Raw genomic sequence first — 25,651 nt, 5'->3', positions numbered from 1 at the left:
GAAAAACTGCAAAGACACCGGTTAAGCCGGCGCAATTCCAGTTGATGGCCGCTCCAAAGGGCCATTTTACACAAATCATGAAGATAATTATCATGAAGATAATAACGGCCGCGTACAATACATATGATATGCTGCAGCTTTATATTTCTCTATCTGTTCTCTCTCTAATTTTCGAAAATGTGCCTTGCATCCAAAACGACAAATAAGAACACAAATAAGCCGAGTTAACCGCTCCTTGACCATTAAACCACAATTTACTCCGTTTTTCACCCATTTTCTTTTGTAAACGCTTCATTTTAAACGCTTACATCCGTTCTTTCCTACGAACAGGTATAAACAGATTGGAACAGGATAGGCTAAATTTAGCCGATTTTTTCAAGCTTTTTGCAGCTTTAAAATTTTAATGGAGCTTACCAATTTTATCACCGCAGAGTAAAAGCTCGTCAAGAGCAAATTACTTCTTGGCAGTGGTGATGATCGAAACTTTTCACGCTGCCGATTTTCTAAACAAAAAAGTTGATTAAATAGGCAAAAAGCGTTTAATATAGTGGTTGGGGGTTATGTAATATACATACAATATCAACCACTAATTTCAGGAGGGATTTTATCATGGCATTTACATTACCAGCACTTCCTTATTCCAACGATGCGCTTGAGCCTCACATCGACGCGCTTACGATGGAAATTCACCACGACCGTCACCACAACACTTATGTGACTAACCTGAATGCTGCACTGGAGAGCGCTCCTGAGCTGCAAAACAAGAGCCTTGAAGAGCTGATTTCCGATCTGAACAGCGTACCTGAAGGCATCCGCACTGCTGTCCGCAACAACGGCGGTGGACATGCTAATCACTCCCTGTTCTGGGAAGTCATCGGACCAAACGGCGGCGGTGAGCCTACAGGCGCAATCGCTGAAGCGATCAACAATGAGCTGGGCGGTTACGACAAGTTCAAAGAAGACTTCACCAAAGCGGCTACTACCCGTTTCGGCAGCGGCTGGGCATGGCTCGTTGTTGGCAAAGACGGCAAATTGGCAATCACAAGCACTCCTAACCAGGACAACCCGATCATGGAAGGCCAGACACCTGTCCTCGGTCTTGACGTATGGGAGCATGCTTACTACCTGAAATATCAAAACAAACGTCCTGACTATATCGGAGCATTCTTCAACGTGATTAACTGGGATGAAGTGAACAAGCGTTACGCTGCAGCGAAGTAAGACCTGCTCAGCGGCAATAATCGCATTAGAAAAAAGCTGGCCCCCGGCACAATGCCGGAAGCCAGCTTTTTCTTCGGTTCAGACACCGTATAAGCACCGATTACTTGTCCTTGTCGCCCCCGTCAGCTCCTGATTTGGACATGGAACGAAGCGCCTCGCGGTAGCTTAGATCGGCGCTCCGCCTTTCTTTTTGTGTGGACTCCTCATGACGTGCCACCTCTTCTCCCTGCTCCGCAAAGCTCCGAATAGCTTCCCGGTAGGCCTTGTCCTCTCCCGTTACCTTAATCCGTTCAGCGTTTATCGCAGTGTCCTTTACAGGGGCGGGGCTTTCTTGTTCCTTCTCAAGCCTGGAAGATTCCTGCAGCTGCTTCCGTGCTTCCTTATTGCGTCTTGGCTTGTCAGGCTCCGCTTTCTTTCCGGAATTTCTTGCGGCAGTCCGGGCATTGCGGGTGTTGTACACAAACAAAAATATCAATGCCGCCACAGCCAGCACCAAAAAAGCGATAAACATGCCGAACCTCCTATTCTGCGCGCCGCCCGGAATATTTCATGGCCGTTTCCGCGATTCGCTTTCCGAATGCCCGGCCAAGAGCCAAGTCGGCTGCGCTTGGCAGATTGGGCGGGTCCTCCGGCGAGGCTTCCACAGGGCATGTAACCCCGACACCGTAGTATGAGCCATACAGCGCGTTCTCGGGAGTGTTGGACGGCATGCCGACAATAATCATGCCTTGATGGAGCATCGGTGTAATCAGGTTGAGAAGCGTGGATTCCAAGCCTCCGTGAACGGTTGCCGTAGTACAGAAAACACCGCCTATTTTATTTACCAGCTTGCCTTGTGCCCATAATAAACCCAACTGGTCAATCCATGCCTTCATACCGCTGCTAATGGTTCCGAAGTGGCCCGGGCACCCCCAAATAATCGCGTCCGCATCCACCAATTCCTCTACCCTGGCTGAGCGGACATGCTCCAGGCGCACATCGGAACCATTGATTCTGGCTCCCTCCGCAATGGAAGTGGCCAAAGCCTCCGTATGACCATTTTCGCTGTCGTATACCACCGCTATTTTTATCAAATGTCCTCATCCTTTATATATATCATTTCGTATCACTTTGCTTTTACTATCCCCAATACATAAAAAAACATGATTATAAATTTCAGGCATAGTTACACCTTCATCAGGGAAACTTAGTAACAGCATCAATACGGAAGCCCTTGCAGAATCGGGGTTGGACACCATTAAGATTCAACTAATATGGAGGGGACAGTTCATGTATCCACGCGCAATACTTGTCAATCTGCTGGTGATCATCATCATTCTGGCTGGAGTAGCAGCAGCAGCTTATTACTACTATCAGACGGCAAACTACATAAAAACCGACAATGCGCAGGTATCGGGCCAGCAAATTTCAATCGCGCCCCCGGTGGCGGGAAAGCTGGTAGACTGGAAGGCCAACGTCGGGGACAGCTTTAATGCCGGAGATACCCTGGGAAGTGTTGTGTCGGGGGGAACGCGGACCAGCATTACGATTCCGACGAACGGAACCATTGTTCAGGAAACAGCCGTCAATAATTCCATTGTCGGAGCGGGTACACCCGTTGCCAGAGCGTATGATATGCGCAATTTATGGATTACGGCGAACATGGAAGAAACGTTAATCCGTGATCTGCAGGTCGGACAGTCGGTGGATGTGTATATTGACGCTTTCCCGGACACAGTGATCTCGGGCAAGGTTAACCGCATTGGTCTGGCGACAGCGGGTACCTTCTCCCTGCTGCCGTCGAGCAATACGACCGCCAATTACACCAAAGTTACGCAGGTTATTCCCGTGGAGATTACCATTCAGGGGTATGAAGGGCTCGGCATCGTTCCCGGAATGAGCGCCACTGTCCAGGTTCATAAATAGGAGGCGGCCCATGGCGGAAAATATGTCCCTCGGAAGGCTGCTGACCGTCCTGCTCCTAGGCGCTTTTATTGCGATACTTAACCAAACCCTGTTAAATGTAGCGATCCCGCATCTGATGAATGATTTCAACGTGTCGGCCACCACGATCCAGTGGCTGTCCACCGGATATATGCTGACAAACGGCATTTTGATTCCGGTAACGGCATTTCTGATTGAATCCTTTGGCACACGGGTTCTATTCATTACAGCCATGGGACTATTCACAGTTGGGGCATTCATTTGTGCCATCAGTACAGGCTTCACGCTCATGCTTGTCGGCCGGATTATCCAGGCCAGCGGGGCCGGCATTATCATGCCTGTCGTCATGAACGTATTTCTGACCGTCTTCCCTCCGGAACGACGTGGGGCAGCAATGGGCATGATGGGCATTGCCATGATGTTCGCACCAGCCGTCGGCCCTACATTGTCAGGCTGGATTGTGGAAGAATATACGTGGCGGCTTTTGTTCATCATTGTCATTCCCCTTGCTGTGATCGATATTCTGTTTGCGCTCCGCTGGCTAAGAGACGTCTCGAAGCTGACCTATCCCAAATTTGATTTGCCTGGTACAGTTTTCTCTACGATCGGCTTCGGGACCCTGCTGTACGGATTCAGCTCTGCGGGGGATAAAGGCTGGGGCAGCACGACTGTCATTTTGGGCCTGGCCATCGGAATCCTGTTCATTTTGTTTTTTATCCTGCGTGAATTAACGATGGATCAGCCAATGCTGGAATTCAGGGTTTTCAAATATGATATTTTTGCGGTATCCACGCTTGTCGGATCTGCCGTGAACATGACTTTGTTTGGCGGTATGCTGCTGCTTCCCATGTATTTGCAAAATATCCGGGGCTTCACCCCGCTTCAATCAGGACTGCTGCTGCTTCCCGGCGCACTGCTTATGGGCGTCATGTCCCCCATCTCCGGGGCGATCTTCGACAAGATCGGAGCACGTCCGCTGGCCATTATCGGCCTGCTGGTGACCGCTGTGACGACATTCGAATTCAGCTCGTTGACCGATGCCACGCCGTACAGCCATATTCTTCTGATTTATACGATCCGCAGCTTCGGCATTTCCCTGCTCATGATGTCCGTACAGACCGAAGGGCTTAATCAGCTCCCCGCCCATTTGGGCAGCCATGGGACGGCCATGTCGAACACGATACGGCAGATCGCCGGTTCCATCGGTACGGCTTGGCTGATCACCGTGATGAGCAGCCGGTCCGCGCTTCACCTGGCCGATTATGCCAATACCGCCTCCGCGATGAGCGGCTCCGCCGCCGACTTGGAGCAGCTGGGCCAGGGAATTGCCGCTTCCGCTGGAGTGCCGGCCCAGACGGGCCAGTCTCTCGCTCTGATGCAGGTCTATCAGACCGCCGTTACGGAATCCACAATAAAGGGCATTAACGACTCGTTTATTGTCGCAGCAGGCATCGCCGTGGCCGGGCTGGTATTTTCCCTGTTTCTGCGCAGAGCCACCCCGCGCAAAAAAAACGGTCATTAGCCGGTCATTAAGATGTACAAAAGGCTGTTCCCCGGCAAGATACTGCTGGAGAACAGCCTTTTTTCAGATTCCGTTCGACAATCTTCCATACACCTTTAAAGCCCATCTGGTTGATTATAACGGTTGTGAGCGACGCTATTTGGGTAAAAACGGGAGGTTACAAGATGTAACGGTTACCAATGAGCTTATTTCCCGTTTTCCCCGCGTAAACAAGCTTTTTCCCATAAATAAGCGTGCACACACCCGTTAGAAAAGAAGCCATGCCCTTCTCGGCCGAATAACCGATACAGCGTCCGTTAGCAAAGAAATGTACCGGATAGATCATTCAAGACAAACCCATGGGTCAAGCACCGATTTTCAGATTAAAAATGTATAAGTTTTCAGACACCCTATTTACTGTCAAAATAACCCCGCAGAATATCAAGAAACACCTTCGGAAAGGCCAGAGTCTCCATATCGCTGCGATTAATCCAGCGCACAGCTGCTTCTCCTGATGCCTCTTGCGCGGATGCAGCCTCCGCTCTGTAGTCGGCCTGGGATTCTGCCGCCAGGCCCTGCTTCAACACGGCGTCAGGCCCCCCTTCCAGACAGCGGAATACCCGCAGATTCCAATGGATATGACTGAACGTATGCTCTGCTTCGCGCAGGAAGCCGACCGGGGAGACCGATATGCCCTCATCCAGCAGCGCCCCGGCCAGCCGGTCCATCGCAGGCCCATCGGGCACAGGACCTTCCATTCCGGGCGGGGACGATGTTACGTGCGGCAGCTCCCACATCCGCGCAAGCAAGCCCGTGGCCGGACGCTGGCGAACCAGTACCCGTCCCGCATGGGCGCCCTGCCCTTCAATCAGAGCGACGGAACGCTGCTCCAGACGGGGCTTCTTGGCCTTGGTTTTGACCGGCAGCGTCTCTTCCCTGCCGGCCAGCCTGCCTGCGCAATGCTCCATGACCGGGCAGGTCAGACAATGCGGTGATTTCGGTGTGCATACGAGCGCACCGAGCTCCATCAGCGCCTGGTTGAAGTCCGATGCTCTGCCCTCGGGAATCAGATCCCGCACCAGCTCCTCCATACCAGCACGCGTGCTCCCCTTCATAATGTCCTCTTCGATCAGAAAATATCTGGAGAGCACCCGCATCACATTCCCGTCCACAGCCGGCTCCGGGCGGTTAAATGCGATGCTCATAATCGCGCCGGTTGTATAAGGCCCGACTCCCTTCAAGGCTGCGACAGCGCCGCGGTCATCCGGAATACGGCCGCCATGCAGCTCCACTACCTGTTTGGCCGCCTGCTGTAAATTACGTGCTCTTGAATAATAGCCCAGGCCTTCCCAGTGCTTCAGCACATCCTCCTCGGGAGCTTCCGCCAAAGCCTGCAGTGTGGGGAAGCGATCTATAAAACGGTTGAAATATGGAATAACCGTATCCACTCTTGTTTGCTGCAGCATAATCTCCGACACCCAGATAAAATAGGGGTCCCTGTGTCTGCGCCATGGCAGATCGCGCCGGTTCCGCATATACCATGCCAGCAGTTCTCTGCTAAAAAAGCGTCTTTGCTCCAAATTATTCATTGCGCTGAATTCTCCTGTACAGCTATTTATTTCGACAAGCGTTCCACCACAGTAAAGGCGGAGGCAAGCTCTGTCTGATGAGTAATGCTTAAATGAATGTTATACACTCCGTTGTCCGGCAGCGCGAGCCTTTCCCATGCCGCCTCCGTAAGCTGTACGGCAGGGCGTCCGCCCGGCTGCGGCAGAATGGTCATATCCTGAAAGCCGATCAGCTTTCCTATGCCGCAGCCGAAGGCCTTGGATACGGCTTCCTTCGCGGCAAACCGTCCGGCGAGAAATTCGCTCAGCCTGCCTGCACGCTCTTGTGCAAAGGCCTGCTCGTCCGAAGTGAGGATACGCTGCAAAAACGCTTCCCGGTGGCTTCCCTCTATAATCCGGTTAATCCTTTTTATTTCCACCACATCATGTCCGATTCCATAGATCACAGCACTTCACCTTCCTCACTCAGCGACTTCTGACCTCCATAAGAAAAACGTCTATCGGCGTACATTCAAAGAAGCCAGACCGCGTTTAGCAGTAGTTTTTCTTGCGATTTCAGGAATCTTATACCAAGAAGTTTATACTTTCTGAAATCTTAAACCAGGCTTTCACGCCCATGGCATAAAACTTATTGTAACAGGTGACCTGGACCATTGCGAGCGCTGAGAGAAAGCTGACAGCAAAAAAAGCAGCGGCCTCCGCCGCTGCTCGTTCATGACCATATATCAGATGCCCGGAATCGCATTCCGTTTGTGGGCCGTCTTTTTGTAGAAGCTTTCCAGCCGCTCGCGGACAGCAGGATCGATTTCCTTGCCTTCGAGATAGTCACTGTTGTCCTCATAGGAGATTCCCAGTTCCTTCTCATCTGTCTGTCCTTCCCATAATCCCGCGGTTGGAGCTTTATCCAGAATCTCCTGCGGTACCCCGAGATAGCTGGCAAGCTGGCGTACCTGTCGCTTATTGAGACTGGACAGCGGCGTAATGTCCACGGCTCCGTCACCCCACTTGGTGTAAAAGCCCGTAATCGCCTCCGAAGCGTGGTCGGTTCCGACCACCAGCAGATTCAGCTCATTGGCCATTGCGTACTGGACAACCATACGGGTTCTCGCCTTCACATTGCCCTTGCCCTGCGGCGTCATCGTGCGGGAAATATTCATGGCTGCGAAGCTCTTGTCCACCTCGGCCGCAATGTCGTCTACCGGAGTTTGAATGTTGGTCTCCGCCGTATACTTTAACTCAAAAGCCTTGGCCACCGCATAGCTGTGCTCAATATCCGGCTGGGTTCCATAAGGCTGGAACACCCCCAGGGTCATGTATTCCTCTCCATGCTCCTGCGTAAGCTCGTCCGTCGCGCGTTTGCAAAGTCCTGCGGCCACCGCGCTGTCAATTCCGCCGCTGATAGCGATCAGCAGCCCTTTCGCCTTGGCTTTCACCACATATTCCTTCAGAAAATCCACGCGCTTACGGACCTCAACCTCTGCATCAATAGCGGGTTTGACATTCAATTCGGCAATGATCTGCTCCTGCAATGTCATCAGATATACACCTCTTCTACTGGAGTTTGTCACAAATACTTTTAAACTATATATTGCTGTTAGAACATCCCGGGCCGCAAAAAAATGAGGACAAACGAAACGCCCCGGCACTTCGCGGAAACCGAAAGATGCGGGGCGCTATCCTGTATTAACGGCAGAAGCGGTCAAATGCGCTGATTAAATCCTCCGCAATCTCCTCGGCGGAACGGTTCTCCACCTGATGGCGTTCAATAAAATGAACCAGCTCTCCATCCTTCATCAAAGCAATGGAAGGGGAAGACGGCGGATACGGAGCAAAGTATTCACGCGCCTTGGCAGTGGCTTCCTTGTCCTGTCCGGCAAAAACGGTAAACAAATGATCAGGGGTTATATCATGCTGCAGCGATTTAGCAACACCTGGACGGGCTTGACCGGCCGCACAGCCGCATACGGAATTGATAACCACAAGCGCTGTTCCCTTAGCCTCCGGCAAATTGGCTTCAACCTCTTCCGGCGTACGAAGCTCCCGGATACCGATGGATGTAAGCTCGTCTCTCATCGGTTGAACCATATCCCTCATATATTGGTCAAAAGACATTGACATTACCTGTTCACTCCTTTATGGATCATTCTTAACTTGAATAGAGGTTGTTCAAAAAGTCATCTTTTGAACACGAACATATAGAATTCAGTCTGCATTATTACCTTATGTGAACTGAACGATATTTAATATTATACAATCATCAAGCGCGAAAGCAAAGCTGTCATCATCAATGAATGCAGGTTACGGAGAGGCTACGCCTCTTTCGAGTTCTTCATATCTGGCAGGGCTGCGGGATAGTCCGCTAGCCTGCTCAGCTTTATGATGAAGGAGGTGCCTTCACCTTCGACCGAATGGACCGAGATCATGCCATGGTGACGCTCAACGATTCTCTTGCACAGCGAAAGCCCGAGTCCCGTGCCCTTCGCCTTGGTGGTGAAGAATGGCTCGAACAGCTTCCCGATTCGCTCTGCAGGAATGCCCTGCCCCGTATCTCTCACCTCCAGCTCGACATACTCCCCATCGGCCCGGGTAAGAATGGTCAGTACGCCTTTCTCGCTCATAGCCTCCATTCCGTTACGGGCCAGGTTCAGGATCAGCTGCTTGATCTCTTTTGGATTCAGATACAGATTGGGGACGCGGTCATCCAGCTTCAGCTCGATGCTTTGTCCGCGCAAATTGGCGTCGGCCCACAGCAAAGGCTCAAGCTCCTCTACAAGGCTGTGCAAATGGCTCTCTTCCTTCTCGACAATCCGGTTCTGGGCGAGCGAGAGGAAGTCGTTAATAATGCCGTTGGCCCGGTCCAGCTCTTCCATAACAATCCGGTAATAATGATCAAGCGATACCGGGGATTTCTCCCGCATCAGCTGAAGAAAACCGCGAACAACCGCCATCGGATTACGTATTTCATGCGTAATTCCCGCCGCCATTTGTCCAACAAGGCTCAAGCGCTCCACATTCCCCATCTCGCTCCGCAGCATTTCCAGCTCCGTCATATCCTGCACTACGTACAGAGCCTCCGAAATCTCGCCATTAAGCTCATAAATAGGTGAAATACTGGACGTATAGACATAAGGCCCTGATTTGAAAAGTCTCGTATCCCGCTCGCCTTGCAAGGCTTTATCAAAGCTTGAAGCCATCTCCTGAAGGCGGTCAGACTCGACAAACATTGAAAAATGCATACCAACGATATTTTCTTTGTAAAGATCGGGTATCCTAAGCCTATAATATTCCAGCATGGTTGTGTTAATATGTATAATGCTGCCCTGCCTGTCCAGGATGGCTGCCGCCAGCGGCATATATTCCAGATACGCCTTGAGTTTGCCGGATTCCAGCTGAAGGCGGGCAGTGGCCTGCTTCAGGTCTGAACGCATTTTCCTGTTGTTCAACACCCTTTCGATCATAAGAGATATCATGCATGCAGTCAGCACGGAGAGCAAGGCCAAACCCAGATATAACGGCACTTCCGATAGCGCGAAGCTGTCAGGCGTACCTCCCGCCATCAGCACAGTTATGTAATGAAGTGCAAATTGGGCCAGGACCAAAACCGATATGACTGTAAGCTTGAAGGGCTGCTTCCCGCGTTTATAACGTGAAGATAGCACCACGGCAGCCGGAGCAAGCAAAATGCCCGAATCAATCAGCAGCGCCATCCAATCCGAATCGGGCGCAAACAGGATACTCCCGATTGCAGTAAGCAAAGCAAGCATAAAAGCGGTGGAAACCTTGGCATACAATAAGGCTGCCGTCAGCGGTATGAAGCCTGAATGCGGAATTAGCGGGGCCCGGGCTGATTGGAACAGCAAACAAAGGAGTATAACAGGAATGCAGGAGCCTATCAAAACCCACTCATGTCTCCGCTCTTCAGAAGCAAGCAGCCCTTTGGTCAAGTCGTCAACCCTGTCCGCGAGCAGTGAAAAGAGGCCCGCCATCATTCCGGCCAAAAGCAGCTGCAGCACTTGTTCCCTAATCTCGGTCAAAATGGCTCTCCCCCTTTTCTCATCTGTCGCCTGATAGTTCGATTAAAACATAGGCAACAATATATTACAATATATGTGTTAGTTCCCGGAATATGACCCCGGACGCCAAAAGTTGTCGAGGACGATTACAGGAACATGAAACTATAAATACCGGAACATGAAACTATAAATAAAGGAAGAAAATAAATGAAATATGACATTATCGTGATTGGAGGCGGTTCCGCAGGACTGATGGCAGCATCGGCTGCCGGTGAAGCGGGCGCAAAAGTGCTTTTGATTGAAAAAGGAGCCAAGCTCGGGCGAAAGCTTGGTATTTCCGGCGGCGGCCGCTGCAACGTTACCAACGCCAAGGAGTTGGACGATCTGATCCGGCATATTCCAGGCAACGGGCGTTTTCTGTACAGCGCTTTGACCGCCTTCAGCAACAAAGACATCGCTGCCTATTTCGAAAATCTCGGTATCCGGCTGAAGGAAGAGGATAATGGGCGCATGTTTCCCGTTACGGACAAGGCGAAAACCGTCGTGGACGCTCTTGTCAAAAAAGTACGTTCTGAGGGCGTGGAAATCAATCTGAATTCCCCGGTGGCAGAGGTGCTGTATGATGAAGGGCATGCATGTGGAGTCAAACTTCGGTCCGGAAGCATAATCCGCAGCCGCAAGGTGATTATTGCCGTCGGCGGCAAATCAGTGCCTCATACCGGCTCCGAAGGAGACGGCTACGCATGGGCGGAAAAAGCCGGGCATACAATCACAGAACTCTACCCTACCGAGGTTCCTCTGGTATCCAATGAACCTTTTATACAGGATAAAAGCCTGCAGGGCCTCTCTCTGCGCGGCGTCGGTCTTACCGTCTGGAATCCGAAGCACAAAAAAGTCATAACCCATGAGGGGGACATGATCTTCACCCATTTCGGAATTTCTGGTCCTGCGGCCCTGCGCTGCAGCCAATTTGTTGTGAAAGAGCTGAAGAAACACGGAACCGGAAAGGTTCCTCTTACACTGGACCTGTTTCCCCATAAGCATGAAGATGAAATATACACCGAGACGTGGAGGCTTGCAGAGGAAGATCCCCGAAAGGCGGTCAAAAATACGCTTAAGGGCTATCTGCCGGAAAGGCTGATTCCGCTTCTGCTTGATAAGTCCGGCCTGCGGGAGGATCTGACCTTTGATCATATTCCGAAGCAGCAATGGAGAGAGCTGGCCAGACTGATCAAAGCGTTCCCTGTCTCCATCAGCGGCACTCTCTCCATCAAAGAAGCCTTTGTTACTGGAGGCGGGGTTAACCTGAAGGAAATCGACCCCAGAACGATGGAATCCAAGCTGATGCCCGGATTGTACTTCTGCGGCGAAATTATGGATATTCACGGCTATACCGGGGGATATAACATCACCGCCGCCTTCACCACCGGCTATAACGCCGGCCGGAACGCAGCGCTGTAACTCCAAGGAAGGTGCTTTCATGTGAAAGCACCTTCTTCCTCACCCCTCCTGCGCACCCATAGGGCGGGTTAGCCGGCATATTGAAATTTCGTTGCTCTATGCCTTGACACTGCCCGGGAACCCGTCCATATCCGCTGCGGCCGGGGCGTCTTCCGACACATTATGCAGGGCATCCCCGGCATTAAAATCATTGCTTGCCCCCGTCAGATAGCTCTCATTCCAGTCCTCATTTATAATATGGGCCGGTATGACTACTTCGTCCAATCCATAGTCGCTCAGCCCGCTTCCCTGCTGATATCTGCCGTCGCTCATGTTAAGGCGGCCCCCATGCACCTGGCAAATCTCCAGCGCTGATTCCACATCCTGGTTTTCAATCCGGACATACAGGTCCCCGTCTCCGGAACGCACCGCATCATAACCGATTTCCTGCAGTGTGCTGCAGGCCGAATCGGCTGCAAAGGCTTCGCTGAATTCAAACTTTAGTGGCGCATTTCCCATATTCATAATCTATGTACCTCCTTGTCTATTAGCTCATGTAGAGCTGCTTAATAGTTAATATGCCCAATTCCTTCCGGTTTTAAGAACAGAACTTAAGGCCTGATTCACCCCAGCCTTGTGCGCATACGTGAATACATCCGAGCGTTTTTATAAAAATTAAGTAATTAAAAATGCAATTACTGTGACAAACGTCATATAACACAAGACCCATGTACTGTAAACTGTTCCCATGGGAATAGCCGCCCGTTCGACGCACGGGCCTTCAACCCCAAATCCATAACATAAAGGCGGTATGAATATGCTGGATTCAACCTCGCTTCTTACCAAAAAATCTATGCATCTTCACAGCGTTCTCTCCAAAGCGTTCAAAAGTATAAGCGATCATTCTGTCGCAGGCATCAAAGCTGCAGGCTTCAATCCCACAGCCTTCGCTGTCATGGAGGTGCTGTACCACAGAGGGCCGCAGCCGATTCAGCAGATCGGAGCCAAATTGCTGCTGCAAAGCGGAAATGTTACCTATGTCATCGACAAGCTGGAAAGCAAAGGCTATTTGTTTCGTCATCCCTGCCCGCAGGACCGGCGCATCATCCATGCAGAGCTGACTACGGAGGGGCGCAAAGTCATGGATTCCATTTATCCTTCCTATACGCAGCAGATCGACAGAGCCTACAGCGGAATAAGCAGTGAAGAAATGGATCAGTTGATCATGCTGCTGAAAAAGCTGGGCCGGAGCGCGGAAGGCTTATCGTCCTCTACACATAAATAACGTATTTTTGCTCCCTATGAAACGGAGGAAACGAAATTTGTACGCCAACTCCAGATTTCAAATGCACGCCGAAGAGACCATTTCCGGCAATAAACCCGTAAATGGCCTCTTTAACTAAATTTGCTTTGCAATTATTTTATTTCACAGCTTTTACCGAGCTAGGCTCTTGCTTGTCCACCATGTCCGGCCGAAGCGGCCTTCTCTCCTTCAGGCGCAGGCGGCTGATTGCGCAGCCCCCACACCACGATCCAGCTGATCACCGCAATTACTGTCATAATCACGAACAAGGAATGCAGACCGCCTTCCAGCACCTGTCTGAGCAGCTGCGCTGTATCCGCGCTTATCTGTCGCCCGGAATGTGCAGCTAACAGGCCGTTGATTTCCTCCTGTGTCACTCCCTGTTCCAGCAGATGATTAGCAGCAGACTGCTCTGTTATCCTGTAATTCAGCCAGGATCCAAAGGCCGCCACGCCGACGGTCTGACCCAGTGTACGCAAAAATGTATTGAGCGCAGTTGAAGCTCCGCGCTGCCTGAAGCCGACTGAAGACTGCGCAATAATCGTAAACGCGGTCATGGAAAAGCCGAAGCCCAGTCCGTACATAAAGGTTCCGGCGAGCATCAGCCATAGAGGCGACAGCTCGCTGATCAGCAGCATCACCACCGCAGCCACCGTAATAAAGCTCAGGCCGAGGACAGAGGTAAAGCGCGAGCCGAGCCGCACAATCATTCGCCCTCCCCACACCGAACCAAGCAGCCAGCCAACCGCCATGGGAGATAGCGCAAGCCCGGATGAAGCCGCATCCCCGCCAAGGACTCCCTGAACCCAGAGCGGCAGATAGCTCGTCAGGCCGATCAGCAGCGAGCTGACCAGCAGGGAGGCTGCGCAGGATACCGCAATATCGCGGATGCCGAACAGCTTAAGCGGGACCATTGGCTCCTGCACCCGCTGTTCAATGACCAGAAACAGCACCAGAAATATGACTGCACCGGAAGCAAGACCGAGAAGCCCCCCAGAGGACCAGCTCATGTATTGTCCGCCCAGTGTAAGGACGAGCAAAAGGGCGGCCATGCCGATGGTGAAGGTAACGGCCCCTGCAATGTCAATCCTGGCTGTCCGTTTGGCAACCTGCTCATGCAGGTAACGGGCGATAAAGAACATGGACAATATACCAAAAGGCACATTGAAGACAAAAATCCATTCCCAGCCAAAGTAGGAGGAAACGTATCCGCCCAGCAGAGGCCCCAGCAGGGAGGAAATTCCCCAGACGGAGCTGATCATCCCCTGCACCCTGCCGCGTTCTTCAATGGTATAAATGTCTCCGATAATCGTAAAGGTGACCGGAATGACCGCTCCTGCACCGATTCCTTGAATGGCCCTGTATACGATCAATTGATTCATATTCCCGGCCAATCCGCACAGCAGCGAGCCGATGACGAACAGGGAGCAGCCGATCAGAAAAACAGGCTTGCGGCCATACAAGTCGGTGAGCTTGCCGAAGATCGGCGTTGTAACCGCCATCGTCAGCAAATACGAAGTAAAGATCCAGCTCAGCAGAGATACGCTGCCCAGTTCACTCACAATCGTCGGCCCGGCTGGGCCGATGACCGTGCCTTCGATGGCTGCCAGAAAGGTGGCGAGCAGGACCCCGACCAAAACTAGGCCGCGTTTCATTGGTTGCCGTGTATCCACGATGTGCCTCAAATCCTCTCTATATTTTATATTCCGAAACCAGAGTTTTCTTATCCGGCAGGCAAAGAACAGGCGGACCTGAAGGCCCGCCTGTTCTAGTCATGTTATATTTTGGAGGCTCAGCGCGGTTTTGTCAACCGGAGCGTACGGTCGGGAAGCGTACCGGCCAGCTCGGAATCATGCGTAATCACAAGCAGGGCAGCGCCAGCCTCCGCCTGTTCCCGGCACAGCTCCAGGAAAGCCGCCGTCCCTTTATAATCCGTTCCGGCTGTCGGCTCGTCCAGAATGTACAGCTTGCGCGGGAGCACAAATTGGGCTGCCGTGCTGAGCAGCCTTTTCTCGCCGCCGCTTAGCAGATAAGGCGAGGCCTGCAGCTTGTCCTGCAGGCTGATCCGGCGCAGCAGCTCATGTGCCCGCCGTTCGTATTCGGCGGGTACCTCATCATGGCTGCGCAGGCCCAGGAATGCCCGGACACTGTAGAGGCATTCTTCCCATACGGTCGCGGCGGCAAACTGGTGTTCAGGCTGCTGGAACACATAACCGATCTCCGCGGCCAGCTTCCAGGCAGGGAGCTTCGCCATGTCGGCTCCCTGCCAGAACATGCGCCTGCGCGGCACGGGCAGCAGGCCCATCAGCAGCTTGCCGAGCGTCGTTTTGCCCGCCCCGTTCTCGCCCAGCAGAACGACGCGCTCACCCGCGGCAAGCGCAAGGCTTGTGCCGGCCAGCGCCGGCCGGCTGCTCCCCGGATAGGTGAAGGACAGCTCCTTCACCTCCAGCAGGGGAGCTTGCGAGGCCCGCCGCGCTGCCGGCGCTTTGGCGCTGCCCCCTTGCGCGGGGGGCAGCAGCCCGAGGGCGGCCAGCTGCGCCCCATGAGAGCGCAGCAGCGCCTCAGGCGGGCCGTCGAGCAGCACGGCCCCGCCCGCCAAGACGATGACGCGCTGGGCAGCCAGCGCCGTCTCGTCCATGCGGCCGGACGCGGTGACGACCGTCCGGCCCGCGCCCTGGAGCCGCCGGCAGAGGCGCATGAAATCGTGCCGGGCCGGCGGGTCCAGGTTCGCCGCAGCGTCGTCGAAGACGACAAGCTGCGGCTGCAGCGCGAGCACCGCCGCGATGCCGGTGCGCTGGCGCTGCCCGCCTGAGAGGCGGCGCACCCGGGAGTCGCGCTCGGCAGCGAGGCCGACCGTCTCCAGCGCATCCGCAAGGCGGCGCCCGATCTCGTCCGGAGACACACACAGGTTCTCCGGACCAAAGGCCACCTCATCCTCCACCGTCTCGCGGATGAGCTGCGCATCGGGGTCCTGCAGCACGACGCCCGTGGTGGAGGCGATGGCGGCGATATCCGCCTCCGCCGGGTCCTGCCCGAACACGGACAGGCTTCCTGTCCGTTCCCCCAGGCCGGCCCGGGACAGCGTGCCGTTAAGAAGCTGGCAGAGGGTCGACTTCCCGCTGCCGCTGGCCCCGACGATGGCGGTATGCTCACCGCCAGTGATCGATAGCGTCACTTCGCTCAAGGCAGGTGCCTTCTCCCCATTGTAACGGTAACTCAACTGTTCCATGACAATGACGGGGAGCCTGCCTTCACCGCCGGCAGGCTCCCCGTTCCTATCTATCTTTCTCGCCTCAAGCACGCTCGTCACGGCTCCAGGCATACCGGCGCAGAAGACCAGTACGGCCGAGGGCGTCTCCAAGCCATTTGGTCAGCATTCCGCACAGCAGCACTCCACTGGCCACACGAACGACAAGAGCAATTAGAAGTACCGGCCATCCCCAGCTCGTATAACCAAACATATAAGCAGCCACGATGAACCACAGCGGAACCATCGCCCCGCCGGCGAGCATAAGCGCTCCCATATTCCAGGCTTTGTGGCGCAGCAGGGCAAAGACCAGCTCGGCTGCAATCATATAGCAGAGCGCTGCCGCAATCGCCGACATAAAGCCGTAAGCCGTGCCCATGAACGACTGTACCAGCGCGCCGAACGCATACGTGATCACGGCCGTGCCGGGTTTGCGGATAATATAGTAGGCCAGCAGACCATAGACCATATACAGACCGACAATGGTCGAGGTGGCGATCGGCCCGCCAAGGCTGTTCAGGGTCTTGTTGACCACGGACAGATAAAAGGTCATCGCTCCGTTCGCGGTGGCAAGCATGGCCATCAGGACAATGTCAAAGGTGGTAAATGCGGAAAAACGAAATTTTTTCACAATCGGCACTCCTTATTCTCCCATTTCTGAATCACTCTCTTTCACATGTTATGACAGGCATGTTCTATTGTCAACCGATTTTATTTGTGTAAGGTTGACAATCAGGGCGCAGTAACCCCTATTCCTCGTCGGCTTGAGGACGGGACTGACCGGGGCTAAGTCAAATGGTCCATATCAGCAGAAACACGACGACCACTAGCAGGGAAGCCCACCATGGCCCGGCAGAAGAAGCCTCGACCGGCCGCAAATAAGTCCTGTCTGGATAAGCGCCGAACCCCCGTCCTTCCATAGCCGATGCCGTCTGCTGCACGCGTCGGATCGCGTTAACCAGGACGGCCAAAGCATAGCCCCCCCACCAGCGGACCTTGTCCGCCAAACCGCGGGGCGGCCTGCTTCCACGCACACGCCGCGCCGCTGCGATCACCTTGCCTTCCTCCTCCAACAAAGGAAGGAAAGTCAATGCGATGGACAAACCGAAGGCGAATCTGTACGGGATCTTCAGCTTCTGATGAACGGCCTGCACGAAATCGCGCGGAGCCGTGGTAGCGATATAGATGAATGAAGCCAGCAACAGCACGAACATGCGCAGAGTCAACGCCCCAGCCGTATTCCAGCCTTCATTTGTGATGACCAGCGGTCCCCATTCCCGCCACACGCTGCCGGTGCGGACAGCCAGCAGGGTAAGTATGAAATAGGGAATGCCCATCCATACGAGAAAGGACATCGCCTTGAGCTGCCTTGAGAAGGAAATGCCCGCCAGCAGTCTGGCCGCCAGAATCAGTGCCGCGAGCAGCGCCCCCTGCAGCAGCACCGTATTCCAGATCATGCCGAGCAGGCTGACGCAGAACAGCATGACGAGCTTACTGAGCGGACCTGCTGCATGCAGTGGGGAGACGAGTCTTGCTTTACCGGCAATTTGCATGGGTACCATTTCTTTTCCACTCCTCGTATAACAGTGAATACATAAGCATATCCTTGTAGCCAGTCGATGTGTACTGAACCTGACGAAGCAGCCCTTCCCTGCTCCAGCCGAAGGATTCCAGCAGCCGCTGTGAAGGCTCGTTGCGCGGATCAATCATGGCCTCCAGCCGATTCAGCCTCATTGTCTCAAACCCGAAGGCATGCAGCAAACCCAGAGCTTCGGACATATAGCCCTTCCTCCAGTGCAAACGGGACAGCTCATAGCCGATTTCCCCCTTGAAGGCCCCTTGCAGCTGCCAGTGATTAAAACCGCAGCTTCCGATCAATTCGCCGTTCTCCTTCAGTTCAATGCCCCAGCGGATTGCATCCTCCGAACAGGACAGGCGATTGAGCAGTTCAATCATATCCTCCGCATCCTCCGGCGAGGACATGGATTCTATATTCATATATCGGGTTACCTCACTGTCCGACCAGAATGTGAATACCCGGCGCGCATCCTGCGCTTCCATTTTGCGCAGCCGAATGCGGCTGCTTTCCAATACGGGAATATTCCCCTTGCACTCATACATGTTCTTTCTTCCTCCCACTTCCGGTGCACCGCTGCCTGCTTTCTAACATTGAAGCACAGGACGTATGCAAATACAACCGCCCTCCGAAAAATGCAAAAGCACATCCTTGGTGCGTGCAGTTAAAGCTCGACTCGCACTTGTAGGATGTGCTTTTATCCTAATTGGGAGAAAGATCACATTTTCCCCTTCCAATTAAGCGAACATACGTGCTATAATCCCTGTGTCACACATTAACTATTGAATATATCGGATATCAGGTCTAAATGCGGTCTGGCTTCTTTGCTTGTGCGTCGATAGACGTTTTTCTTTAGATATCGGAAAGCATAAGCTTCATAGAACTGCTTCCTGATATCGCAAGAAAAACTTCAGATACATGCGGTCTGGCTTCTTTGCTTGTGCGTCGATAGACGTTTTTCTTATGAAGATGCCCCTGACATCTGTTTCCCTGCACCTTCTACAACTTCGCTGCACATGATGCCCAGTACGTGCTGAATCTCTTTTAGCTCTTCGATTCCCGTGCCGGTAATACTGAATTGGTCTTCATGGGCGGTCAGGAAATTTTCCTGGGTCAAATGCTCAAGCTCCTGCTTGACTTCACGCTCGGCCACACGATATCCCCGTTCCTCCAGAACAGGCTGGATGTCCCTGACGGTCAAATCCTGCTGCTGTGCGAAATATAACATATGGATGCGTATAAAGAGATTTTGAACCTCTGCATGCATGGTTGTATCTCCTCTCCGGCTTCAGGCCCGTTATTTACAGTTACTTACCCTTCAGGCGGAGGCCAGAAACAAATCCTGTTTTACGGGAATTTTCAGTTTCTTTCCTCTTGACGCCAAAGGGCAAAGCATTATATCTTAAATTAATTAACCGCTGGTAGACAGTTCATGCATTCCCCGGTAATTCACAGCCTCCAAGGAATTGAACAAGAGGCCTCCAGCCAATATGAATGTCCAGCCATGGGAAGACAGGAGTGAGAAAATCATGTTTCAAGCAATGCCCTCCGAAGGGACACGCGCTGAACAGTACGCCTCGGTATTGACTCAGCTCAAAGGACTGATCCATGACGAACCCAACAATATAGCCAACCTGGCTAATGCATCATCGCTGCTTTCGCACTTTCTGCAGGATGTCAACTGGACAGGCTTTTATCTGTTTGACGGAAAGGAACTGGTGCTCGGACCGTTTCAGGGCCTTCCGGCTTGTATCCGGATTCCGCTGGGTCGGGGTGTATGCGGTACAGCGGCAGCGGAGCGCCGTACCATCGTTGTGGAAGATGTTCACAAGTTTCCAGGCCATATCGCCTGTGACGCAGCCTCCAACAGCGAAATCGTCGTTCCTCTCGTCAAGGACGGAGAGCTGATTGGCGTAATGGATATCGACAGCCCGCTCAAAAGCAGATTTGACAGCGAGGACCAGGCGTTTCTGGAGCAGTTTGCGGAAATCCTGACAGCTCAGCTGCAGAATCCAGTGAAATAAGAAAACTGTCAATCAGCAGCCCGGGATTGCGGATTAAAACAAAGTGGCTGCCCAAAAGCATCGTAATGCTTATGGGCAGCCACTTTTCTGTTATGCAGATATGAAACGGACTGAGCAGTTTTTATTACATAATCCCGCTCGCGATAGTTCCTGCAATTTTACTGCCGGTTGATGACGATCAGCTTGGTCTCAAGCATTTCCTCCACCGCATATTTCACGCCCTCGCGTCCGATGCCGCTTTGCTTGACGCCGCCGTATGGCATATGATCAACGCGGAAGGTTGGAATGTCATTGATCATCACGCCGCCGACATGCAATTTGTCTGCTGCGTCCAGAGCGGTAGCAATATCCTTCGTATAAATTCCGGCCTGCAGCCCGTAAATGGAAGCATTGACTTTGCCCACGGCTTCATCTACGGAAGCTACGCGCTCAATCACGACAAGCGGCGCAAATGCCTCGCGGCAGGAGACACTGGCCTGCGGATCTACCTGCAGCAGTACCGTTGGCTTCAAGACAGGGCCGTCAGTTTCCCCGCCAAGAGCCACTACCGCCCCCATGCCGACCGCCTCAGCGATCCACTCCTGAACGCGCTGCACATCCTTGGCGGAAATCAGGGCGGATACATCGGTGTCCGGGTCGAGCGGGTCGCCGATACGCAGCTTCTGTGCCGCCTTAGTAAATTTGTCCGTGAACTCCTCATAGCAGTCTTCCAGCACGTAAATCCGCTGCAGGGAAATACAAACCTGCCCCTGATTGGTGAACGCTCCGCTCACACAACGGGACACAATGGCATCCATGTCCGTGCCGCTGTCGATAATGACAGCCGAGTTGGAGCCAAGCTCAAGCGTTACACGCTTCAGCCCCGCTTTGGCACGGATCTCCGTTCCTACGGCAGGACTGCCTGTAAAGGTGATAAAATTAACACGCGGGTCCGTAACCAGCCGGTCTCCGGCAACTTTCCCGTCTCCGCTCACCACGTTCAGCGCCCCGGCGGGCAGCCCGGCTTCTTCCAGCAGCTCGGCCAGCAGATAAGCGGACAACGGCGTCTGCTCCGCCGGCTTGAGCACGATCGTATTACCTGCCGCAATGGCAGGACCGACCTTATGGGCAACCAGGTTCATGGGAAAATTAAACGGCGTAATGGCTCCCACCACTCCAACGGGCTCCTTCACCGTATAAGCCAGGCGGCCTTCCCCGCCAGGAGCGGCATCCATCGGAACCGTCTCGCCATGGATGCGTTTCGCTTCCTCGGCCGCGAACTTATAGGTTTGTACCGTCCGGTCAATTTCGGCCAGAGCCGTCTTGATTGGCTTGGCCGCTTCCAGCGCAATCAGACGCGCAGCTTCGTCCTTGCGCTCGTCCAGCAGCACAGCCAGCTTCTCCAGAATGGCGGCACGGCGGTGAGCCGGCAGCGCACGCATGGCCGATTTCGCTTCGGCCGCAGCCTGAACAGCCGCATCAACATCCTCGGCGGCAGCCTCCGCAACCTCGGCGATGACCTCGCCGCTGTACGGTGAGCGCAGCGTTCTGTATTCCTTCGTCTCTACCTGCCGGCCGTTAATATATAAATGTCTTCTCATAGAATGTTCTCCCCTCCCTGTCCAGAGTCCGGATCAGTGACTTGATTCCATTCGGATCTGATTGACATGATGGCGGCGAATCAGCAATACCGCTACGCCGATCAGAACCATTAAAGCTCCGAAATAAAACGGTGCCTCTGCAGTGTACCACTCGGACAGCTTTGTAGCCAGCCATGGCGAAATGGCTCCCCCCATGAAGCGCAGGAAGCTGTAGGCAGCCGATGCTGTTGAACGTTCAACAGGTGCTGACTGCATCACGGCTGTTGTAATCAGTGTATTGTTAATGCCGAGGAAAATACCGGCTATGATCACCGCGATAATAACCGTAACAGGCGAGCCCAGCACGGTGCCGACAGCCATTGCGATCAAATCGAGGGCGAACAGCGTCAGCATGATGCTGATGGAGGATACCGTACTCATACGGGACTGCAATCTTGGGGCTACAAACACCGATGTAATTGCCAGCATAATCCCCCAGCCGAAAAATACGTATCCCAGCCCCCTCTCATCCAGATCCATCACATAAGGCGAATAAGCCATCAATGTGAAAAATCCGAAATTATACAGCAAGGCCACAATGCCCAGCGTCAGCAGCGCCGGATAGGAAAGCGCCTTGAACGGATCGGCGATCGAGCCGCGCCGCGCCGGCTTCGGAATCTTGGGCAGCATAATCATGATAAATAAAAAAGCGATCACCATCAATGCCGATACGCCGAAAAAAGGCCCCCGCCATGAAATGGATCCCAGCACTCCGCCAAGCAGCGGTCCTACCGAGATGCCAAGACCCAGCGCGGCCTCATAGAGAATAATGGCTTTGCCCGTTCCCGAGGTGGACAAACCGACGATGGCCGACAGTGCCGTAGCGATGAACAAGGCGTTGCCCAGCCCCCAGCCCGCACGGTAGCCCACTATACCGTTCACCGTATCAGCCGTTCCGCCGAGTCCGGAAAAGACGACAATAAACAAAATTCCCGTTAACAGCGTCCATTTCACGCCCAGCCGGCTTGATACAAATCCTGTAATGAGCATCGCGACCCCGGTCACCAGATTGTAGCTGGTGAACAGCAGCGAGACCTGGCTTTTGCTGGCATGCAGCTGCTCTGCAATGGCCGGCAAAATCGGATCCACGAGCCCCAGTCCCATAAAAGATATCACGCAAGCAAATGCTACAGCCCATACTGCCTTCGGCTGTGCGAGCAATCCCGAGCGTTCGCGTATTTCATCCGCACCGGCAGCCTTTGTATTATTCATAATTACTTCCTCCCTGAAATTGTAGAACATTGTTAAATCACTCCTGCTGTGGCATACCAGAATTATTCTTTCCCGAGCTGCTCCAGCCTCGTTCTCACTCTGGTGCGCACTTCTTCAAGCTCCTCCTGCAGCACCCGAATGCTCCCGATTTTCCGTTCCATGAGCTCCAGCTGTTCATTGAGCGTCCGTTCCATGTCCGTAAGCATTCTGCGCCGTTCCTCCGGCTCCAGCTGATCGGTACGGCTGCGGTAATCTTCCCGCTGATCTTTCAGCAGCTCGGCGGACTGAACATACCTTTGAAGCTCCTGAAGCGAAAAACCAAGCACCTCCTTGGCGCTGACGATTTTCTTAAGCAGGTCGATATCCTCCTGCGTATACAGGCGCATATTGCCGCTGCTCCGCTGCGGTGACGGGAGCAGACCGATTTCTTCATAATAACGGATGGTCCGCTTCGTCAAACCGCACTCCTTCGCAACTTCATCAATTTTGAACAAATTCTCACCCTCCTTTATGTAACATTTTATATACAAATAATTCTATAACTCTATAACGTTAACGTCAACGTAAACTTTAAAACAAAAAAAATCCAGCCTGAAGTCTTCTGCTGCTCAACCATGAGAAAAAGCCCCAACGCCGGCTGCGTCAGAGCTTATCTTTTACAATTCTAAATTATAGAATGTATGAAAAATCATACAGGGATTCTTAGATGAAGAACGTGCGGGAGATGATCACCAACAGGATGAAGAGAACCAGAATTACACCTGTGGAAGTCCAGGCACCACCAAAACCACCGCCGAAGCCTCCGCCGTAACCTACGCCTTTGCATGCGCTCATTTGCTCGACCTCCCTTCCAAAGCTGTTTGCCAAATTAGATCAAGAAGGCTCTAGTAATGATTACCAGCAAAATGAAAAGCACCAGGATTGCGCCAGTGGAAGTAAAGCCTCCGTATCCCAAACCTCCGTAAACACCCGACATGTCAATTCCTCCTCTCTTCCGTTTACATAGGCATCATATGCGCTTGGGTAGACAAACGTATGGGGCAAATAGCCCTGCTTGCCGCCTATTTTTTAAACGAAAGACCAGATTGCATGTCTACATCCCGGACAGGGTAAGGCTACCCGTCGTTTGCCAGCAGCCCGTCGAACAGGAGCAGGCGCGTCTGCTCAGCCAAATGAACAGGATCGTCCCTCCCCGGAAGCAGCCTGGTCAAGGTCAGCCGTTCAATGATGCCGATCAGCGCCTCGGCCGCAAAACCGAGATCCGCATCGGTGCGCAAATAACCAGCCGCCCGCTCCAGCGCCATCTTCTCTTTTAACATGTCGGCCAGCCTGGCCTTGAAATGAACGGATTCCCTGGAATGAAAAAAGCCAACCTTCGTTAGCGCAGGATTTCCGGACAAGAAGCGGAACCAGCTGACAAGGGCAGCCTGCACTTCACTTTTTACCTCATGCACCGCTTTACCGGGCTTAATCCGGCTGTTCTCCACCAATTCGCTCAATTGTGACTGGAAAACGTCCACAAGCTCGGCGAAAATCGCATCCTTGCTTTCGAAATGCAGGTAGAAAGCGGGCTGCGTCATGCCGGCACGGGCTACAATGGAGCTGATCTTCGTCTGGTAAAAACCGTACAGGGCAAATTCTTCAGCTGCCGCATCAAGCAGGCGCTGCCGACTCTTATTTCCGTTCGCGCCTTTTCTATGCAAGTGAGCTCTCTCCTTTTTTCAACAAATTCAACGTATTATACGGCGATCGGCGGCAGAGTTCAAGACAGCAAGCATGGGGATCGAAGCGCAAATGACGCTATTGCCTGAAAAAAATCCCCGCCTGATGCGCTGCATCGACGAGGATCCGTCATCCTGCTCAGCGGAGCTCCTTCATAACCTCGCTGATAATTTCATATGATCTTAAACGGTCCTTATGGTCGTAAAGCATCGAATTAATAATTAGTTCGTCCGCGCCGGTGTCCGCTATAAAAGCCTCCAGCTGTTCGCGTACCTTCTGCGGACCGCCCTTCATGGTGGATTTCAGCTGCTTCTCCACGGCGGCTCTTTCATACTCGGTCCATTGTCCTTCCATGTCGGCAGGCGGCTGAACCTTTCCGGTTCTGCCCCGGATGATGTTCAGAAACTGCTGCTGCATGGTCGTGCCCAGCCATTCGGCCTGCTCATCCGTATCGGCAGCCACCGCATTGACACCTACCATCACATAGGGCTCCTTGAGCACATCGGACGGCCGGAAGCTGCTCCGGTAAGCCTGCAGCGCGCGCTGGGTATAGTCGGGCGAGAAATGGCCGGCGAACGCAAACGGCAGCCCCTTCCTGCCCGCAAGCTGTGCGCTGAAGTCGCTGGAGCCAAGCAGCCAGATCGGAATATGCAGCCCTTCACCGGGAACCGCCCGGACCGGGGCATGATATGAGGTGGCCGACGGGTCAAAATAAGCCATCAGCTCATCCAGCAGCTCAGGAAAATCCTCCCCGCTGTCCAACTCCCGGCGCAAAGCCAGCGTCGTCCTTCTGTCACTCCCCGGCGCTCTGCCCAGTCCCAAATCGATGCGTCCCGGATGGAGCGACTCCAGCGTGCCGAACTGCTCGGCGATGACCAGCGGCGCATGGTTGGGCAGCATAATGCCTCCGGAGCCGACCCGGATCGTGGATGTGCCTCCTGCAATATGAGCGATCACAACCGAGGTGGCCGAGCTGGCAATTCCAGGCATGTTATGGTGCTCTGCCACCCAATAGCGGTGATAACCCCATCGTTCGGTATGCTGTGCCAGATCCAGGCTGTTGCGCAAGGCATCCGCTGCTGTTCCGTCTTCTACGATTGGCGCCAGATCCAGTACGGATATTTTGACATTCTGCAGTGAATTTCCCTTGGGGGATCTATGTTCAGACATCGTTTAAACCCTCCGTATCTCCTTTGGATTCAAAATGATTTTACAAAATTAAATTTCCTATACCATCATATCCTCTTTTCACCTCATAACGCAACAAGGATGCCCGAACAAA

Annotated in this window: 28 protein-coding genes; 6 read left to right on the top strand and 22 right to left on the bottom strand. The window is 53.3% G+C overall.

The genetic code is table 11. The features are described from left to right. Positions 1-139: 139 nt before the first annotated feature. Positions 140-295 carry a hypothetical protein gene (locus ACE5KN_RS17600; protein ID WP_375526747.1) on the bottom strand — a complete coding sequence of 52 codons (156 nt, stop codon included), beginning with the start codon at positions 293-295 and terminating at the stop codon, positions 140-142. Positions 296-609: 314 nt separating this feature from the next. Here ACE5KN_RS17600 and ACE5KN_RS17595 point away from each other — a divergent pair, with 314 nt between their 5' ends. Continuing rightward, complete coding sequence (locus ACE5KN_RS17595; RefSeq protein WP_375526748.1) at positions 610-1,221, top strand: superoxide dismutase; 612 nt, start codon at positions 610-612, stop codon at positions 1,219-1,221. A gap of 100 nt (positions 1,222-1,321) precedes the next feature. Here the strand turns inward: ACE5KN_RS17595 and ACE5KN_RS17590 are convergent, their stop codons facing one another. Together ACE5KN_RS17590 and ACE5KN_RS17585 are read right to left on the bottom strand one after the other, a co-directional pair. Continuing rightward, a complete protein-coding gene (locus tag ACE5KN_RS17590; protein WP_375526749.1) occupies positions 1,322-1,732 on the bottom strand; it encodes a hypothetical protein in 411 nt (136 codons plus the stop codon). A gap of 10 nt (positions 1,733-1,742) precedes the next feature. Then, positions 1,743-2,291, bottom strand: coding sequence for an NAD(P)H-dependent oxidoreductase (locus ACE5KN_RS17585; RefSeq protein WP_375526811.1), 549 nt, complete (start codon positions 2,289-2,291; stop codon positions 1,743-1,745). A gap of 199 nt (positions 2,292-2,490) precedes the next feature. Here ACE5KN_RS17585 and ACE5KN_RS17580 point away from each other — a divergent pair, with 199 nt between their 5' ends. Together ACE5KN_RS17580 and ACE5KN_RS17575 are read left to right on the top strand one after the other, a co-directional pair. After that, positions 2,491-3,126 carry an HlyD family efflux transporter periplasmic adaptor subunit gene (locus ACE5KN_RS17580; RefSeq protein WP_375526750.1) on the top strand — a complete coding sequence of 212 codons (636 nt, stop codon included), beginning with the start codon at positions 2,491-2,493 and terminating at the stop codon, positions 3,124-3,126. Positions 3,127-3,136: 10 nt separating this feature from the next. Next, positions 3,137-4,666 carry a DHA2 family efflux MFS transporter permease subunit gene (locus tag ACE5KN_RS17575; protein ID WP_375526751.1) on the top strand — a complete coding sequence of 510 codons (1,530 nt, stop codon included), beginning with the start codon at positions 3,137-3,139 and terminating at the stop codon, positions 4,664-4,666. 389 nt (positions 4,667-5,055) lie between these two features. Here the strand turns inward: ACE5KN_RS17575 and mutY are convergent, their stop codons facing one another. The 5 genes from mutY to ACE5KN_RS17550 form a co-directional block, all read right to left on the bottom strand. Further along, on the bottom strand, positions 5,056-6,234 hold the full coding sequence (gene mutY / locus ACE5KN_RS17570) for an A/G-specific adenine glycosylase (protein ID WP_375526752.1): 1,179 nt from the start codon (positions 6,232-6,234) through the stop codon (positions 5,056-5,058). Positions 6,235-6,260: 26 nt separating this feature from the next. After that, on the bottom strand, positions 6,261-6,659 hold the full coding sequence (gene acpS / locus ACE5KN_RS17565) for a holo-ACP synthase (protein WP_375526753.1): 399 nt from the start codon (positions 6,657-6,659) through the stop codon (positions 6,261-6,263). Positions 6,660-6,938: 279 nt separating this feature from the next. Further along, a complete protein-coding gene (gene nadE / locus ACE5KN_RS17560; RefSeq protein ID WP_375526754.1) occupies positions 6,939-7,748 on the bottom strand; it encodes an NAD(+) synthase in 810 nt (269 codons plus the stop codon). A 148-nt stretch (positions 7,749-7,896) separates the two neighbouring features. Then, positions 7,897-8,331 carry a BrxA/BrxB family bacilliredoxin gene (locus ACE5KN_RS17555; protein ID WP_375526755.1) on the bottom strand — a complete coding sequence of 145 codons (435 nt, stop codon included), beginning with the start codon at positions 8,329-8,331 and terminating at the stop codon, positions 7,897-7,899. Between the two features lie 191 nt (positions 8,332-8,522). Continuing rightward, complete coding sequence (locus tag ACE5KN_RS17550) at positions 8,523-10,247, bottom strand: ATP-binding protein (protein WP_375526756.1); 1,725 nt, start codon at positions 10,245-10,247, stop codon at positions 8,523-8,525. A gap of 186 nt (positions 10,248-10,433) precedes the next feature. On the opposite strand from ACE5KN_RS17550, the gene ACE5KN_RS17545 reads away from it, so the two are divergent. Further along, complete coding sequence (locus tag ACE5KN_RS17545) at positions 10,434-11,687, top strand: BaiN/RdsA family NAD(P)/FAD-dependent oxidoreductase (protein WP_375526757.1); 1,254 nt, start codon at positions 10,434-10,436, stop codon at positions 11,685-11,687. 96 nt (positions 11,688-11,783) lie between these two features. Here the strand turns inward: ACE5KN_RS17545 and ACE5KN_RS17540 are convergent, their stop codons facing one another. Continuing rightward, complete coding sequence (locus tag ACE5KN_RS17540; RefSeq protein WP_375526758.1) at positions 11,784-12,191, bottom strand: hypothetical protein; 408 nt, start codon at positions 12,189-12,191, stop codon at positions 11,784-11,786. Between the two features lie 292 nt (positions 12,192-12,483). Here ACE5KN_RS17540 and ACE5KN_RS17535 point away from each other — a divergent pair, with 292 nt between their 5' ends. After that, on the top strand, positions 12,484-12,951 hold the full coding sequence (locus ACE5KN_RS17535) for a MarR family winged helix-turn-helix transcriptional regulator (RefSeq protein WP_375526759.1): 468 nt from the start codon (positions 12,484-12,486) through the stop codon (positions 12,949-12,951). 158 nt (positions 12,952-13,109) lie between these two features. On the opposite strand, the gene ACE5KN_RS17530 is transcribed toward ACE5KN_RS17535, so the two are convergent. The 6 genes from ACE5KN_RS17530 to ACE5KN_RS17500 all read right to left on the bottom strand — a co-directional run bounded on the left by ACE5KN_RS17530 (position 13,110) and on the right by ACE5KN_RS17500 (position 19,059). After that, positions 13,110-14,624, bottom strand: a complete 1,515-nt coding sequence (locus ACE5KN_RS17530) for a DHA2 family efflux MFS transporter permease subunit (RefSeq protein WP_375526760.1) — start codon at positions 14,622-14,624, stop codon at positions 13,110-13,112. A gap of 137 nt (positions 14,625-14,761) precedes the next feature. Then, positions 14,762-16,198 (bottom strand): ABC transporter ATP-binding protein, encoded by a 1,437-nt coding sequence (locus ACE5KN_RS31170; protein ID WP_511215701.1) that lies wholly within the window; start codon positions 16,196-16,198, stop codon positions 14,762-14,764. A 64-nt stretch (positions 16,199-16,262) separates the two neighbouring features. After that, positions 16,263-16,799 (bottom strand): ECF transporter S component, encoded by a 537-nt coding sequence (locus ACE5KN_RS17515; protein ID WP_375526813.1) that lies wholly within the window; start codon positions 16,797-16,799, stop codon positions 16,263-16,265. Between the two features lie 208 nt (positions 16,800-17,007). Beyond that, positions 17,008-17,778, bottom strand: coding sequence for an energy-coupling factor transporter transmembrane component T family protein (locus ACE5KN_RS17510; RefSeq protein ID WP_375526761.1), 771 nt, complete (start codon positions 17,776-17,778; stop codon positions 17,008-17,010). Next, positions 17,753-18,337 (bottom strand): GNAT family N-acetyltransferase, encoded by a 585-nt coding sequence (locus tag ACE5KN_RS17505; protein WP_375526762.1) that lies wholly within the window; start codon positions 18,335-18,337, stop codon positions 17,753-17,755. The genes ACE5KN_RS17510 and ACE5KN_RS17505 overlap by 26 nt, the downstream gene beginning before the upstream one ends. A 416-nt stretch (positions 18,338-18,753) precedes the next feature. Then, a complete protein-coding gene (locus ACE5KN_RS17500) occupies positions 18,754-19,059 on the bottom strand; it encodes a hypothetical protein (protein WP_375526763.1) in 306 nt (101 codons plus the stop codon). A 262-nt stretch (positions 19,060-19,321) separates the two neighbouring features. Between ACE5KN_RS17500 and msrC the strand changes: the two genes are divergently transcribed. Continuing rightward, complete coding sequence (msrC, locus tag ACE5KN_RS17495; protein WP_375526764.1) at positions 19,322-19,816, top strand: free L-methionine (R)-S-oxide reductase MsrC; 495 nt, start codon at positions 19,322-19,324, stop codon at positions 19,814-19,816. A 158-nt stretch (positions 19,817-19,974) separates the two neighbouring features. On the opposite strand, the gene ACE5KN_RS17490 is transcribed toward msrC, so the two are convergent. The 7 genes from ACE5KN_RS17490 to ACE5KN_RS17460 form a co-directional block, all read right to left on the bottom strand. Next, entirely contained in the window at positions 19,975-21,396 is a 1,422-nt protein-coding gene (locus ACE5KN_RS17490) for an aldehyde dehydrogenase family protein (RefSeq protein ID WP_375526765.1), read from the bottom strand. A 33-nt stretch (positions 21,397-21,429) separates the two neighbouring features. Next, positions 21,430-22,647, bottom strand: coding sequence for an MFS transporter (locus tag ACE5KN_RS17485; RefSeq protein WP_375526766.1), 1,218 nt, complete (start codon positions 22,645-22,647; stop codon positions 21,430-21,432). A gap of 62 nt (positions 22,648-22,709) precedes the next feature. Further along, positions 22,710-23,141, bottom strand: a complete 432-nt coding sequence (locus tag ACE5KN_RS17480; protein ID WP_375526767.1) for a MerR family transcriptional regulator — start codon at positions 23,139-23,141, stop codon at positions 22,710-22,712. Between the two features lie 208 nt (positions 23,142-23,349). Further along, a complete protein-coding gene (locus tag ACE5KN_RS17475) occupies positions 23,350-23,481 on the bottom strand; it encodes a hypothetical protein (protein WP_375526768.1) in 132 nt (43 codons plus the stop codon). A 34-nt stretch (positions 23,482-23,515) separates the two neighbouring features. Next, the gene (locus tag ACE5KN_RS17470) at positions 23,516-23,623 is read right to left on the bottom strand and encodes a YjcZ family sporulation protein (protein ID WP_375526769.1); all 108 of its coding nucleotides are present in this window, start codon (positions 23,621-23,623) and stop codon (positions 23,516-23,518) included. 139 nt (positions 23,624-23,762) lie between these two features. Further along, the gene (locus tag ACE5KN_RS17465) at positions 23,763-24,350 is read right to left on the bottom strand and encodes a TetR family transcriptional regulator (RefSeq protein ID WP_375526770.1); all 588 of its coding nucleotides are present in this window, start codon (positions 24,348-24,350) and stop codon (positions 23,763-23,765) included. A gap of 157 nt (positions 24,351-24,507) precedes the next feature. Continuing rightward, a complete protein-coding gene (locus tag ACE5KN_RS17460) occupies positions 24,508-25,539 on the bottom strand; it encodes an LLM class flavin-dependent oxidoreductase (RefSeq protein WP_375526771.1) in 1,032 nt (343 codons plus the stop codon). Between the last annotated feature and the right edge of the window lie 112 nt (positions 25,540-25,651).

It is taken from the genome of Paenibacillus terreus (genome assembly GCF_042138595.1).
Classification (GTDB): domain Bacteria; phylum Bacillota; class Bacilli; order Paenibacillales; family Paenibacillaceae; genus Paenibacillus; species Paenibacillus terreus.
The sequence above is the reverse complement of the archived record's forward strand: the minus strand, read 5'-3'. Positions and strand labels throughout refer to the sequence as shown.

Coding starts and splice junctions, on each gene's coding strand:
- ACE5KN_RS17600 (WP_375526747.1), bottom strand. CDS start 295: ATGAAGCGTTTACAAAAGAAAATGGGTGAAAAACGGAGTAAATTGTGG.
- ACE5KN_RS17595 (WP_375526748.1), top strand. CDS start 610: ATGGCATTTACATTACCAGCACTTCCTTATTCCAACGATGCGCTTGAG.
- ACE5KN_RS17590 (WP_375526749.1), bottom strand. CDS start 1,732: ATGTTTATCGCTTTTTTGGTGCTGGCTGTGGCGGCATTGATATTTTTG.
- ACE5KN_RS17580 (WP_375526750.1), top strand. CDS start 2,491: ATGTATCCACGCGCAATACTTGTCAATCTGCTGGTGATCATCATCATT.
- ACE5KN_RS17575 (WP_375526751.1), top strand. CDS start 3,137: ATGGCGGAAAATATGTCCCTCGGAAGGCTGCTGACCGTCCTGCTCCTA.
- mutY (WP_375526752.1), bottom strand. CDS start 6,234: ATGAATAATTTGGAGCAAAGACGCTTTTTTAGCAGAGAACTGCTGGCA.
- nadE (WP_375526754.1), bottom strand. CDS start 7,748: ATGACATTGCAGGAGCAGATCATTGCCGAATTGAATGTCAAACCCGCT.
- ACE5KN_RS17555 (WP_375526755.1), bottom strand. CDS start 8,331: ATGTCAATGTCTTTTGACCAATATATGAGGGATATGGTTCAACCGATG.
- ACE5KN_RS17545 (WP_375526757.1), top strand. CDS start 10,434: ATGAAATATGACATTATCGTGATTGGAGGCGGTTCCGCAGGACTGATG.
- ACE5KN_RS17540 (WP_375526758.1), bottom strand. CDS start 12,191: ATGAATATGGGAAATGCGCCACTAAAGTTTGAATTCAGCGAAGCCTTT.
- ACE5KN_RS17535 (WP_375526759.1), top strand. CDS start 12,484: ATGCTGGATTCAACCTCGCTTCTTACCAAAAAATCTATGCATCTTCAC.
- ACE5KN_RS17530 (WP_375526760.1), bottom strand. CDS start 14,624: ATGAAACGCGGCCTAGTTTTGGTCGGGGTCCTGCTCGCCACCTTTCTG.
- ACE5KN_RS31170 (WP_511215701.1), bottom strand. CDS start 16,198: ATGGAACAGTTGAGTTACCGTTACAATGGGGAGAAGGCACCTGCCTTG.
- ACE5KN_RS17515 (WP_375526813.1), bottom strand. CDS start 16,799: ATGGCCATGCTTGCCACCGCGAACGGAGCGATGACCTTTTATCTGTCC.
- ACE5KN_RS17510 (WP_375526761.1), bottom strand. CDS start 17,778: ATGGTACCCATGCAAATTGCCGGTAAAGCAAGACTCGTCTCCCCACTG.
- ACE5KN_RS17505 (WP_375526762.1), bottom strand. CDS start 18,337: ATGTATGAGTGCAAGGGGAATATTCCCGTATTGGAAAGCAGCCGCATT.
- ACE5KN_RS17500 (WP_375526763.1), bottom strand. CDS start 19,059: ATGCATGCAGAGGTTCAAAATCTCTTTATACGCATCCATATGTTATAT.
- msrC (WP_375526764.1), top strand. CDS start 19,322: ATGTTTCAAGCAATGCCCTCCGAAGGGACACGCGCTGAACAGTACGCC.
- ACE5KN_RS17490 (WP_375526765.1), bottom strand. CDS start 21,396: ATGAGAAGACATTTATATATTAACGGCCGGCAGGTAGAGACGAAGGAA.
- ACE5KN_RS17485 (WP_375526766.1), bottom strand. CDS start 22,647: ATGAATAATACAAAGGCTGCCGGTGCGGATGAAATACGCGAACGCTCG.
- ACE5KN_RS17475 (WP_375526768.1), bottom strand. CDS start 23,481: ATGAGCGCATGCAAAGGCGTAGGTTACGGCGGAGGCTTCGGCGGTGGT.
- ACE5KN_RS17470 (WP_375526769.1), bottom strand. CDS start 23,623: ATGTCGGGTGTTTACGGAGGTTTGGGATACGGAGGCTTTACTTCCACT.
- ACE5KN_RS17460 (WP_375526771.1), bottom strand. CDS start 25,539: ATGTCTGAACATAGATCCCCCAAGGGAAATTCACTGCAGAATGTCAAA.